Origin of the sequence: Syntrophobacter fumaroxidans MPOB, from assembly GCF_000014965.1 — a bacterium.
GTDB classification, from domain to species: domain Bacteria; phylum Desulfobacterota; class Syntrophobacteria; order Syntrophobacterales; family Syntrophobacteraceae; genus Syntrophobacter; species Syntrophobacter fumaroxidans.
The window spans coordinates 2,383,129-2,396,217 of sequence record NC_008554.1; the positions used below are offsets into that span (position 1 = coordinate 2,383,129).

The 13,089-nt window shown below is 61.7% G+C and carries 10 protein-coding genes; 2 read left to right on the forward strand and 8 right to left on the reverse strand.

From position 1 onward, the window contains the following. Nucleotides 1-35: 35 nt before the first annotated feature. Complete coding sequence (locus tag SFUM_RS10085; RefSeq protein WP_011698804.1) at nt 36-1,172, reverse strand: two-component system sensor histidine kinase NtrB; 1,137 nt, start codon at nt 1,170-1,172, stop codon at nt 36-38. A 534-nt stretch (nt 1,173-1,706) separates the two neighbouring features. On the opposite strand from SFUM_RS10085, the gene SFUM_RS10090 reads away from it, so the two are divergent. Beyond that, entirely contained in the window at nt 1,707-2,045 is a 339-nt protein-coding gene (locus SFUM_RS10090) for an EF-hand domain-containing protein (protein WP_011698805.1), read from the forward strand. Nucleotides 2,046-2,255: 210 nt separating this feature from the next. Here the strand turns inward: SFUM_RS10090 and rpe are convergent, their stop codons facing one another. From rpe to nuoE, 6 genes are all read right to left on the reverse strand, one after another. Continuing rightward, nucleotides 2,256-2,942 (reverse strand): ribulose-phosphate 3-epimerase, encoded by a 687-nt coding sequence (gene rpe / locus SFUM_RS10095; RefSeq protein WP_041440272.1) that lies wholly within the window; start codon nt 2,940-2,942, stop codon nt 2,256-2,258. A 62-nt stretch (nt 2,943-3,004) separates the two neighbouring features. Further along, the gene (locus SFUM_RS10100) at nt 3,005-4,903 is read right to left on the reverse strand and encodes a phosphoglucose isomerase-related protein (protein WP_011698807.1); all 1,899 of its coding nucleotides are present in this window, start codon (nt 4,901-4,903) and stop codon (nt 3,005-3,007) included. A gap of 167 nt (nt 4,904-5,070) precedes the next feature. Then, nucleotides 5,071-6,036, reverse strand: a complete 966-nt coding sequence (locus SFUM_RS10105) for an ROK family protein (protein WP_011698808.1) — start codon at nt 6,034-6,036, stop codon at nt 5,071-5,073. Nucleotides 6,037-6,268: 232 nt separating this feature from the next. After that, the gene (nuoG, locus tag SFUM_RS21720; RefSeq protein WP_011698809.1) at nt 6,269-8,725 is read right to left on the reverse strand and encodes an NADH-quinone oxidoreductase subunit NuoG; all 2,457 of its coding nucleotides are present in this window, start codon (nt 8,723-8,725) and stop codon (nt 6,269-6,271) included. 77 nt (nt 8,726-8,802) lie between these two features. Continuing rightward, a complete protein-coding gene (locus SFUM_RS10115) occupies nt 8,803-10,068 on the reverse strand; it encodes a complex I 51 kDa subunit family protein (RefSeq protein ID WP_011698810.1) in 1,266 nt (421 codons plus the stop codon). 7 nt (nt 10,069-10,075) lie between these two features. Beyond that, nucleotides 10,076-10,567 carry an NADH-quinone oxidoreductase subunit NuoE gene (gene nuoE / locus SFUM_RS10120; RefSeq protein ID WP_011698811.1) on the reverse strand — a complete coding sequence of 164 codons (492 nt, stop codon included), beginning with the start codon at nt 10,565-10,567 and terminating at the stop codon, nt 10,076-10,078. 429 nt (nt 10,568-10,996) lie between these two features. Between nuoE and SFUM_RS10125 the strand changes: the two genes are divergently transcribed. Next, nucleotides 10,997-11,527 carry a hypothetical protein gene (locus tag SFUM_RS10125; protein ID WP_011698812.1) on the forward strand — a complete coding sequence of 177 codons (531 nt, stop codon included), beginning with the start codon at nt 10,997-10,999 and terminating at the stop codon, nt 11,525-11,527. Between the two features lie 472 nt (nt 11,528-11,999). Here the strand turns inward: SFUM_RS10125 and SFUM_RS10130 are convergent, their stop codons facing one another. Then, entirely contained in the window at nt 12,000-12,650 is a 651-nt protein-coding gene (locus tag SFUM_RS10130; RefSeq protein ID WP_244148122.1) for an MBL fold metallo-hydrolase, read from the reverse strand. Nucleotides 12,651-13,089 lie beyond the last annotated feature (439 nt).

A 13,089-nucleotide genomic window follows, 5' to 3' on the forward strand; every position in this document is an offset into this window, starting at 1 on the left:
CGGGAGTTCCTGATTCTTCGTTGTGAGCCCCCGGTTCATGGAGATTTGTGAAAAGTGAAAAGTGTAGGTTTGACCCCGTGGTCTTCGGAAAGGCGCATCGTGCGGATGGATCGACGCCTCTCGACGGGCAGCCTCAGATAGAAGGTCGCCCCCTCACCCGGGCTCGAAATGACCCCGACGCATCCGCCGTGGGTTTCCGCAACCCGCCGGACCACTGCCAGGTCGATTCCCACCCCGTCCGGTCTGGTACTGAAAAAGGGATTGAAAACATAGGGCAGATCGTCCGCGGATATTCCCGGGCCGTTGTCGATGACGCTCAACTCGTATTGATCGGACATGCTCCTCGACAGGATTTCTATCCGCCCGCCTCCGGGCAACACCTGGATCGCGTTCTCGATGATAATGGCAAGCGCCTTGGCGATCAGGTTCCGGTCGACAAGAAGCACTGCATCGTCGACTGTCAGATGCAGCTCGATCTTGCGTTTTCTCAGCTCGTCCTCGTAGGATTTTGCCAGTTCTTCGATCAAATCCCGAATGACGGTCTCCTCCAGTTGAGGCGTGGGGAGCCTGGCGAAGAGCTCGACTTTGGCGATCAGGTTTTCGATGCGCCTGAGACTTCTCATGGAAATGTCATGGTATTTCATCAGTTCATCATCCCCGGAGTGGGTCTTGTAGATCCGGTTCAGAAAACCTCCCAGGCTGACCAGGGGGTTCCTGATCTCGTGAGCGATCCCGTTCGCGATCTTGATCAGGTCCTGGTAATGGCTTCCGGCGGCGGTCCGCTCCAATTCCCTGCGCTTCTCCACGTCCTCGACACAGAACAGCAGAATCTCCTTCCCTTCTTCCGGGTCGACGTGGCGCTCGACCGACATCGAACAGACGAACCGCGACCCGTCCTTGCGAACCAGCATGAGCTCCCCGTCGAACCGTCGATGCTTCACGGCCAGGTGAAGGATGTTGGGACACAGGCACGAAACGTCTTCGGAGGTGAAAAGAAGGGAGAGGTCCTCGCCTTCGAGCTCATGGGGCTTATACCCCAGAATCCTTTCCACGGCGGGGCTTGCGCTCAGCACGCGTCCCGCCGTGTCCGAAAGGATGATCGCTTCCTTGATGGAAGAGAGAATGATCTCCCAGAGTTCCCCGTGAGTGCAGCATGCCTCGATGAGTTTCATTGGCCACCTTCCTCGACGTTCCCGTGGAACGTCCCTCGTCTTTGGCTATTTGATTGCATAACAAACGGCAGCGACGTTCCCGTGGAACGTCCGCTGTCGGTGAATGGAACGGCAAGACTTCCGACATGCGCGTGCCGCGGCTTTGAGCGGACTCAGCCCATACGCCATTTTCGCCCTTGCACGCGGCGGAATCCACAAAAAGCGTCGCTCCGGACGGGATTTCCTCCGTTTTCCACCGGGGGAAGGCCGCCGACATTCAGACTGAGCCCTCACAGCGGAGAGTCACCCGGGGGGAGAACGCGGGAAACCGGTCCGATCCGCACCAGTCGTATCCCCGATTGACATCGAACGGGCAGTGTCTAGATTGGAGTCAGACCGTGGACCATCCCGAAGCGGAACCCCAGTTCTGCGCTGCGCTCCCGTCCGTACGTTTTCTCCGACAACCCGGCCGGACCAAACACCGACACGAAGCGAGAGCCCCGCATGCCGGGCGCATTCGGGATGAAGGCTCGAACGTCAGCAAAGGAGTGGAACATGAAAGCATCAAGACGGACGGCACTGGGTATGGCGCTGTTGATCGCACTCACCGTGTTTTGGACCGGTTTGGCCGCGGCTCAGAGCACCCAGGCACAATCCGCTCAGCGGCCCATGATGAGGTGTTCGGAACGGTTCGACAAGCTGGATACCAATCACGATGGAATGGTGAGCAAGGACGAGTTCATGGCGGTACCTCATCGGCGCGGGAATGCGGAACAGAACTTCGCAAACAGGGACGGCAACAAGGACGGCACCCTGACGAGAGAAGAATTCTGCTCGGGCGCAGGCCCCGGGGCAAGGGGTAAAGGCGGAGGCAGAGGGCCAATGCCCCAGTAATCTTCAGCCCGTCGTTGACCACCGCCTTCGGGGGTTTTTCCCGAAGGCGGATTCTTGTTGGAGCGTTTTCATTTAAAGGGAGCCGTAGCGCCGTCAAGGCTTGTCTTCGGAATAAAGACCACAGCCCGCGACGAGCCGCGCCACACCCGGCGCGGCGTCATGCCGGGAGCCCATAGCCCCGTGCCTTCGGCCCCCCCCCGCAGTACCCGCCTAGCGCATGCGCTCCACCAGACCATTGACGTTCCGGGCGTAGTCGTTCCCGGCAAAAACCGCCGAACCGGCCACAAAGACGTCCACTCCCGCATCCACCAGGTCGTCGATCGTGCCCCGGTTCACTCCTCCGTCCACTTCGAGCAGCACCGGGAGCCGCGACTCATCGATCATTTCCCGGCATCGGCGTATCTTGGGAAGCATGGAAGGAATGAATTTCTGCCCTCCGAACCCCGGGTTGACGGTCATGAGAAGCACCATGTCAATGTCGCCGAGGACGTCTTCGACGGCGCAAAGGGGGGTGGAAGGGTTGAGGGTCACCACGGGCCTGGCCCCCAGCTCGCGAATGCGTTGAACCGTGCGGTGCAGATGCGGGGAGACTTCGGCGTGAACCCCGAGGTAGTGGGCCCCCGCCCGGATGAAAGCCTCGATGTACCGCTCCGGCTTTTCGATCATGAGGTGAACGTCGAGCGGCAGGGCGGTGACGCCGCGGATGGCCTTCACCACATCGGGACCGATGGTGATGTTGGGCACGAAATGGCCGTCCATAACGTCCACGTGAATCCAATCCGTTCCCGCTCGTTCCACCGCCTTGACTTCTTCCGCAAGCTTCCCGAAATCCGCCGACAGGATCGACGCGGAAAGCTTGCTCTTTCTCTTGCGCTCCGATTCCGGAAATTCCGTCATCACGTCTCAGCTTCTCCCGTTTTTCCCACCGCCGGGTCACGCACCGTCTATCCACATCACCGTCAAAGCGCCTCTCTGAACGCTTTCTCGAGGGCCGCCAGGCCCTTGACCGGATTTCCGGCGATGTGCACCCGCAGCACGCGCCGACCGTGCTTTGCCAGGGCTTCGAAATCGCCCAGCGCCTGGGCCCGTCTCAATACCCCGAACGTGTATGGCTGCCCCGGAATCGGGGCGTCTTCCGGGTCGTCGCAGGTGATCAGCAGGAACACCCCGGTATTCGGCCCCCCCTTATGCAGCTGCCCCGTGGAATGGAGATACCTGGGGCCGAAGCCCAAAGTTGTGGCCAGCTTCAGCCGGTCCCTCACCAGGCCGCGCAGATTCCGCAGGCCCGGCTCGACACCGGAGGCTTCAGGCAGATAAGCGAGAAAGGCCAGGTAATCGCCGCTTCGGGCTCCCTTCAGAAACCGGGACAACGCCTGCCCCGCGGAAGCCGCGCCCGGCGCAATCCCGTAAAACTGCAGGGGACCATCCCCCAATTCAATCTTGCCCTCGACCAGGCAGCCCTCGTCGCGCACCTGCTCCAGGAACCGCTTCGTGATGTCCTTGCTTTCCTGCACGCTGGGTTGATCGAAAGGGTTGATCCCCAGGATCGCCCCGGCGGTCGCGGTCGCAATCTCCCAGCGGAAAAATTCCCGGCCCAGATCCAGCCGGTCGGCCATCGGGACGACGATCACCGGGTGCCCCGCCTTCCGCAAGGCGTCGATTCGAGATTCGAGGACCCCGTCCACCTCGTCTTCAAGGCAAAGGACCACGAACAACCGGTCATCGTCGTACACCGCAGGATCGCCGAGCGGTTCGCCGACGACTGGGACAATACCCTTGCCTTCCTTTCCGGTGCTTTCGGCGATCAGTTGCTCGAGCCACATGCCGAGGGCCGAGAGTGATTCGGAAGCGATCACGGTGAGTTTGTTGCGGCCGCGCAGGGCCATTTCTCCCATCACCACGCCCAGGGTCATGCCGGGATTTTTCTTCACGGGAACGTCCGGCCCGCACGCTTCCATCATGGACAGGCCGCGGGCGAGAATTTCCTCGACATCCAGCCCCATCAGCGCCGCCGGCACCAATCCGAAAAAGGACAGGGCCGAGTAGCGCCCACCGATGTCTGCGAAATTCAGAAAGGTGCCGCGATAGTTTCTTTCCTCCGCCAGCTTCACCAGGACGGACCCGGGATCGGTGACGACCGCGAAATGTACCCCCGCACCTTTCCCTTTCACGGCTCTCATCCGGGCATGGAAGTATTCGCCGAGCGACCGGCTTTCCACGGTTGCGCCGGATTTGCTCGCCTCGATGAAAAAGGTTTCCGCCATGGGCAGCCGACGTTCAATCTCCAGGATGGTCGAAGGGGAGGTCGAATCCAGCACGGTCAGAGCCAGCCCCTCCGCGCCGGGTTCGAAGATTTCCCGGAATGCGAGAGGGGCAAGACTGCTGCCGCCCATGCCCATGTGAACCACGTGCTTGAAACGGCAGATTCTCAGGTCGCGCGCGAATTCGGCGAGTGCCGGGGCATGAAGGCTTATTTTGTCGGGAAGATCGATCCAGCCCATGGAATTCGCGATCGACTTCCGGTTCTCGGGATCCGATTTCCACAGATCGGGGTCTTTGCGCCAGAAACGGGAAGCAAAACGATCCTTTTCCAGGGCCTCGATCCTCGCCTGGATTTCAGCCGCGTGCCCGCCGAGAAAGGCATTCACCGGGTAGAGATCCGACACTTTCTTGGTCATCGTTTCCTCGCTCATCGTGTCGTCTTGACTGCCGCTCGGCAACTGCAACCGGGTTGCGCGCAACTCACCATGACCGGCATCGCGCGGCGCAACCTGAAAAACCGTCGCCCGCCGCGCCGCGGGCTCGGTCGTGGGCACGGTGGAACCGTACCCGCCCTTCGCCGACCGGCAACGGAGCATGAGGAATCATCGCTCCGTCGTTTCCGTCCGGACAGCCCATCGGAGCGGGCACCTGCGACATGGTCCGCCCATCATATTCCCTCCGGGACACAGTTTCAAGGAACCGGTCGCGCGGTTTTCCGGTACGCCCGAGCGGAAGCAACGGAATTTTCTCCCGGGCGCATCGTTCAGGCCGGTGATTGCATGGCCAAAACGGCCGCCCCGATAACCCCCGCATCATCCCCGAGGCTTGCCGGAACCACCGTTACGGATTCGGCGGCCGTGACCAACGCGTGATGGCGGATTCCCTCCCTCACGCGCTCGATCAGCTCCGGCAGACCGTTGACGACGCCGCCGCCAAGAATCAGCCGGCACGGGTTGAAGGCGTTCACCAGGCTGACCGCCCCCACGCTGAGCGCCTCGGCGGCGCGGTCGATGAGCTGCCGCGCCAGGGGATCCCCCATGCGGAAGGCCGTCGCCACAAGCTCGGTCGTGACATTGTTGATCTGCCCTTTGGCCAGCCTGAGAAGCGGAGTCCCCAGGGCGGGATCGAGAAGAATGGCATCCCGGGCTTTCTGTGCGATCGCCCAGCCTCCGGCCAGCGCCTCCATGCATCCCCGCCTGCCGCAATGGCACAGCGGACCGTTCATGTCGACCACCACATGGCCGATTTCCCCGGCCGAGTTACCGCATCCGTGGAGCATCCGCCCCTGCGCCACAATCCCGCCGCCGATGCCCGTCCCGACAAACATGCAGATCAGATCCCCGCAATCCTTGCCGGCGCCGAACGCCCACTCGCCCGCGGCAGCCGCCCGAACATCGTTGACCACCACCACGCGAAGCCGCGTGATCGCGCGAAGCTGCTCGCCCAGTGGAATGTTTCGCCAGCCCAGGTTGGGCGCGAACCTGACCATCCCGTCGTCACGGGCGATCTGCCCTGCCACGCCGATGCCGATACCTGCCGGGCGAGTTTTCGTTCCCTTGCGTATTTCCTTCACGGCACCGATGATCTGGTCCCTGACGGCCTCCGGCCCCTCCCTCACAAACGTCAGGTATCGGGCGTGCTTGAGCACCTCTCCCCGATCGTCCACCAGTGCCACGGCGATCTTGGTGCCGCCGAGATCCACACCGACGGCATACCTTTTCGACGACATCCGAACAACCTCCCATTCCGTTATGCGCGGTCGCGGCGAGAAATGCTTCGGCGCACCGGCAACGACAAGCTCCGCGGCTTGCCCGCGGACGCCGCGACCGAAAGACGGCGGACGGAAATGCCCGCATTGCGCTCACAGTATTACAGTCGGATCCGAAATGGAATATCATGATGGCTCGGAAGAACAGGAGTTCCTCGCAAGTGAAGTTCCGCGCGTCACCCACGATCCGGTTTCAGACCTTCTCGACGGCGCTAAGGGGGATCGTCGCCCGGAAGCTCCCGATCCGGCGCCAGTCGACATCCCTGTGCCTGGGCACGATCAGCACTCCCTGCGCCACGGTGGTCGAAATCATGAGGTCGATCTCAACGGGACCGCCGGCAAAGTTCAGTCGGATGCGGTCACCGTCCGAGAGGCCCGCCGCGGCGGCATCCGCCGCGTGCATGACGGCGTGAGGCTGAGGTTCGACCTGTTGCGTGATGTGCGAGTAGTGCGAGAGCTCTTCGCTGCCGAAAGTCATGTCGGCGAGTATGAGCTCGAGAACGTCATCTCGCCGGGCGGTCTCGTACCGGGCGACTTGCGCCGTCGGGTTTTCGGCCCCCGCTTTGGCGGGCACAACGCGAATGCCGTCCACCGGATAGGATTGCCCGATTACGGCAAGAGCGGGACATTCGTCCGCGATTTCCCGGAACGGGACGTCGGGCCGGGAGCGATCCGCCGGCGATGCGTCGGCGTCCCCGGCAAGAGCGGCCAGGATCAGCGGCGCCGACCGCGGCTCCGCCCCCGGGACGCCCACTCCATAAGCTCGCGGGGGATGACTCCCGCCGCCCGCCTGACCGATGGGAACACCTCCCCTGTAGACCGGCTCGGCGTACTGGACCCGCCCTTCCTGGTTGACGTAACTGCCGCCCGATTCGAACAGCGTCGATGAAGGGATGACGATGTGAGCCAACCGAAGGATTTCAGAAGGCAGGCAGTCCACCGCGACCAGCAGTTCGAGCTTTTTCAGCGCCCGTTCCAGGCGCGGCCGGTCCGGAAACTCCCGGAGCGGGTCCGCCTCGACCGCCAGGAGCCCTTTGATCGCACCGTTTTCAATTCCTTCGAGCGTTTCCGAAAAAGACCTCTGCCGCGCCGGCGCCCAGAGTGCGGCCCCGAAAGCGTTCGGACCGGGAAGGACGTAAAACAGGCCGGTCCTGCTCCCCCGTTCCAGGATTGCGTCCGCAAGGCCGGCTGCACGATCCGGGGTCGTCTCGCGAGTGACGGCCGTACCGCAGACGATGACGGGAAAACCGCCACCCGCAAGCTTTCCGGCCGGCACCGCAATCGAATCCGCCTTGCCCACCGCCCTCGCACCGCTCACGGGCTTTTGTGCCGGGTCCCGCATCAGTTCTGTCAGCGCGTCCAGAAATCGGTCGATATCGTCCGGATGCATCGCGATGTGCTCGAAGGCAAAGGGCAGCGACACGGGACGCGGATCGACCACCGTGACGAAAGCCTCCCTGCGCCGTGCCTGCCGCATTGCGAGTGCCAGCATGGGGGCCTCATTGACCGGGTCCACGCCCACTGCCAGGATGACGTCGGCGGTTTCAATCTCGCGGAGCGACACCGCCGTCCGGTCACTCAAACCGGCAACAGCCCGCTCCACCCGGTGAGCGAGACCCGGATCGACAAAGTAGCGCGGCGCCCTCCAGCCTTTGCGTTTCACCAGGCGTTCCAACCGGACCTGGGTCTCCAGGCTGTTCCGTGCCGACCCGAGCACCGCTGCCGCATCGGAACCGGCCTCCGCGCAGATCGCCGACAACCGCTCGGATGCGGCCCGAACGGCGGTTTCACAGTCGGTTTCAACACCATCGACCACGGCCCCGCGAGGCCGTTCCACATGGTTCACATATGCCAGGCCATAGCGCCCGCGGTCGCAGATGAAATAACCGTTGACCGCTTCGTTGAAACGCGGTTCGACGCGCATGATCTCACGGTACCTGGCGGCGGCAACGGTGTTGCATCCCAGCGAGCAGTGAATGCAAACGGAAGGGGACCGTTCCAGGTCCCAGTGTCGGACCTTGTAGCGGGAAGGCTTGTCCGTGTAGACCCCCGTGGGGCAAAGTTCCACGAGGTTACCGGCAAACGGGCTCTCCAGGGGCCCGTCCCCGTAGCGTCCGAAGTAAACGTGAGAGGCGATCCCCATCGTTCCGAGATCCCGGTAGCCCGTGTAGTCCTGGTAGAAACGAACGCAACGGGTGCAGTGGATGCAGCGGTTCATTTCATGCGCGATGAAGGCCCCGAGATACTGGTCGCGGTAGGTGCGTTTCCGGCCCGCGTACCGGCGAATGCCGTGGCCGCTCGATGCCGTTTCATCCTGCAGCAGACACTGCCCGCCTTCGTCGCAGACGGGACAGTCGTGAGGGTGATTCAGCATGAGCCATTCGATCACCTGTTTGCGGAAGCTTACCGCCTCCTCGTCCGTCGTGGAAACCACCATGCCGTCCTGAGCCTCGATCATGCAGCTCATCTGGACTCCCTTGAACGGGCCCTGGAGGAATTTCACCGCGCACATCCTGCAGGCCCCCGCCGATCCCAGCGCGTGGTGGTAGCAGAATCGAGGGATCATGATGCCCAGTCGCTCGGCCGCTTCAATGACCTTCGTCCCTTGCGGGACTTCGATTTCGAGGTCGTCTATGATCAAGCTTGGCATGGTTTTCCTCGAACCCCGCGGCGCGGGATGAGAACCCGAACGACATCACGCGCCCTTCCCCCCCCCGTTGAGATGCTTCAATCCTTGAACGGGCACCGCTTCTGACTGATGTGCTCGTGCACCTCGTCGGCAAAGTGATCGAGCAGGCTCTCCACGGGCGAGGCCGCTCCGGGAGCGAGCGCGCAGTATGAGTTCCAGACCTGCCTGGACATGAGCCGCAGCATCGGGATGTATTCTTCCCGCCCCTCCCCTTCTTCGATACGCTCCAGCAAGTCCCGCATGTACGGCAGGCCTTCGCGGCACGGCGTGCACCACCCGCAGGATTCGCGGGCGAAGAAACGCATCAGATTCAGAGTGGCCCCCACGAGGCAGGTCTTCCGGTCGAAGACTATGACGGCTCCCGTGCCGAGCCGGTTCTTCACGGCGGCCATGCCGTCGAAATCCATTCCCGCGTGGAGGTTGTCCCTGGTCAGGAAGTAGGTCGAAGCGCCTCCGGGAAGACAGGCCTTGAACTCGGACCCGGGCGCCATGCCTCCCGCATGTTCTTCGATGATTTCGTTCAACCGGGTCCCCATGGGCAGTTCCACGCACCCGGGCCGGCTCACCTTGCCGCTGATGCAAAACAGCTTGGTTCCCGGAGTCTTCGACCGGGACAGGCCGCGAAACCATTCCGGGCCGTTTCTCAGTATATGGGGCACGTTGGCCAGGGTTTCCACGTTGTTCACCACCGTGGGACGTTCCCAGAGCCCTTTGACCGTCGGATACGGAGGCGGCCGTTGGGGGTTCGGCCGTTTCCCCATGACGGCATTCAGCAGGGCGCTGGCCTCGCCGCAGATGTAGCGCCCGCCGCTGCGATGCACGACGATATCCAGGGAATAATCCGTTCCGAGGATGTTCCTGCCGAGATACCCCGCCTCCCTCGCAATCCGCAGCTCTCTTTCCATGATCGCCGCACTGCTCTCGTAAGAGGGCCTCACGAACAAAAACGCCTTGGAGGCTCCAATGGCGTACCCGGCAAGGATCATTCCCTCGATGATGGTGTGAGGGTCGGCATGGATCAGCACCCGGTCCTTGAAGGTTCCGGGTTCCATCTCATCCGAATTGGCGACCAGGTAGCGCGGGTAGGCCCCGTCCGCCGGAACGGACTCCCATTTCTTGGACGCCGGGAAACCCGCTCCTCCCCGACCCCGCAGGCCGGCCTCGTCCACCACCCGGCAGACCTCCCCGGCGCTCCGCTTGCGCAGGACGTCTCCCAATGCCCGGTAACCGCCCCCGGCCCGATATTCGTCGAGAGTGACGATGCGATCGGGCTTGCGATTCCGAAAGAGTACCTGGGGATACATGGGTCGATTATTCCATTTCGTGAAATTGCGAGTGCTCGATCAGCCGGTCGAGTATCCTGTCGATCTTTTCGCGGGTCAGCCGACCGTAGACATTCCGATTGATCATCATGGCGGGAGCCCTGTCACAATACCCGATGCAGCAAACGGGAAGCAGGGTGAAGAGGCCGTCGGGCGATGTGCCGCCCACGGTGAGCTTAAGCCGTTGGCAAAGGTAATCGATGATCCTTTGGTACCCCTCCATCCAGCAGACGGCGCTGTCGCAGACGTGGATGACGTACCTGCCCACGGGGCTGCGGTAAATATGGTCATAGAAGGTGGCCAGCTCTTCGAGCTCCAGGGTCGTCATTCCGAGAATCCCGGCCGCCTCCTCCATGGCTTCATCGGTCATGTACCCGTAGTGGTCCTGCAATTCGAACATGACATCGATGGCCTGTTCCCGGGGACTTTCCGCCGACGCCGCTTTTCGCGCCAGAGCGCTTCTCATTTCTTCAGGGATCATCTGCGCTTGAAATCCTTCAAAGCAAGATCCAAACGGGCGCAAATTGGGCCCCTCGGGCCCAAACACCCAAGCCCCGGAAATGGGACGATGTTCTTCCCCCCCTCCACGAAATCGCCGACGAGCCTGGAGCGGACCCGCGTTGCGATCACGCCTTCAAAGCGACCTCTCGTTTCAACCACAGTGTGAAAAATCTAAGACCTTGGCATTGAAAGTCAAGAAAGCCTTCCAGGAGCGGCATTCCCAGTCGATCGGGGGGGCAACGGTCCCGCGGTCTTCCGTTCATGCTCGGGAAAGCGTTCTTTCACCTTCCGCGAGCTTGAAAAACCTCGCCTGACATGTTACAGCGGAACTGCATCACGTTTCTTCGACCACCTTGCGAGAACACTGACAACTTTTTGAATACATTGAACAAATTGAATCGGAATCCCTATGGCCGAAATCAAGAGCACTCTGGACCTGGTGATGGAACGAACCAGGAATCTGACCCTGACCGAAGACGAGAAGCGCGAACAGGCGCTGACTGAATTCAGGCAACGCTTCTCCGGATTGACGGGAAGATACCTGGATGGTTTGCTGCCCATTGAAGGTTTCCGAAAAGAACTGCAGAGCCTGCGGGAGACGGTGCCTGCCCTGAACGGCGACATCCTGTGCGATGAAATCGCCCGGCGCCTCGATCCCGACCGGGACAACCGGCAATTGCTCGCGCTCCTGTCCGAAGTCTGTGCGGTGGACACCGGCGTAATCGAGTCCCTCCTGGACGAGTACGCCGCCACCCTTGCGTCCATGACCCGGGATCGCATCGATCACGTCAAGATGCTGTTGTTGGATGCGTGCAAAGTCTCGGGGTCGGCCGTCGTGCCCAACCTCGATGCGGACAGCGATTGGGCCGGGGAAAAGGAGGCGCTCAGGGAGAAGGTTGTCGAGAAGCTGGGCCGTGAAATCGCCGCGGCAAAGCGCTGACCGCCCGGTCTCAGGAATTCCCGGCTCTGCTCGTCCTCCGGATTTTTTTGGGGAACTCGAGGGATGCTCCGCAACAGGATTCGGTGCTCCCTCGCGCAATCGCCGCGCATGCACGCCTCGCAGGTTCCGGCAGCCATGAATGTCGACCCCGGCCGGTATACCCGTCGCAGACCGAGCTATGTGGAAGATAGACTCCCGGGTGAGCCTGTCTTCATGCTTCGCGGGTGTCGCAGGGGGGATGGATAATTGCGTTCAAAATGATACTCTAAAAGCGTGGGGGACATATCCCCCACACCCCCTCGCCGCTTCGCGGCTCCGTGTGGCGCTGCGGCGGCGGCCTTCGGCCGGTCGCCGACAGCGCCGAGCACTCGGCCTCACGCGCTTGCGCGTGTGGCCGAAACTTGGGGGGTGCGGGGGAATCATTCCCCCGCTCTTTTGTGCTTGAAAGATCCATCTTGCACGCAACTTCGTATCAGATGAAGTTGAACCAGTACCTGGCCACGTTCTCGAAATTCCTGCGCACCCGCTCGGCCCCGGCCACCACGTCCCCGTGCCCCGCGAGCATCCACTCCGCATCGAATTCCGAGAGCCGCTTGATGCTCCGCTTCAGCAGTTCGCCGTTTCCGCCGGGAAGATCCGTCCTTCCCAGCCCCTCCTTGAAGATCACGTCGCCCGTGAAGAGCACCTTACGTTCCCGCCAATAGATCGAAACGGACCCGGGAGAATGGCCGGGAGTGTGAATGATCTCCAGTTTCAACCCCTTGACGTCCAGTTCCCCTTCGGCAAGGAAGAAATCGGGCACGTACGCTTCGACATCCATGCCGGCGCCCAGAGAGATCGCCATTTCCCTGAACAGCCGCCAGTCCTCTTCGTTGACGGCAAACAGAGCCGGAGTCCCGTTGAACCACTTGACCGCCTCGACGTGATCCGGATGCACGTGAGTCGACAGGATCAGATCGATGTCGCCGGGTCCCAGGTCGAGCTCCTTCAGGCCGGCGTTCACGTGCTCGAACAGCGTCAGGTGCCCCGGATCGATGAGCACCCTGGCCCCGGCGTCGATCAGGTAGGTGTTGCAGTTGTTGGCGCTCATGGAATTCCACATGAACGCATGAAGTCCTTCCATGATTTTCAATGGTGTGTTCCTTTCCGTCATCAGCCCGTGAGAATCGTTTTCTCCGTTTACGCGATCGCCCGCGTGAATCCCGCCGAATGCCGCGCCCCCGGCACAAAACCGTGAACAGCAGACCGATCGGCGGAAGCACCGGCCCGTTTTCCACACCGATCATTATTAATACACAATAATCTCGAAGACAACCGCACGCGCCTTTCACACCCTGCCGGTGCACCTTTTTGTTTCCACGCCGCTTCGGGAACCCCACCGGTTCGCCCGGCCTCAGGAAAACCCCGCGGACTCGCGCAACCGTTCGATCGTATCGATAGGGAATACCGATATACATTGCCTTCCTCTTTGGAAATATCAATTAGATATCAATTACCTGGTGTGCTAAGGGACACTCGCGAACCCGAACGTTTTTCTTCAATGCCCTGCCGCGGTCCGCTCC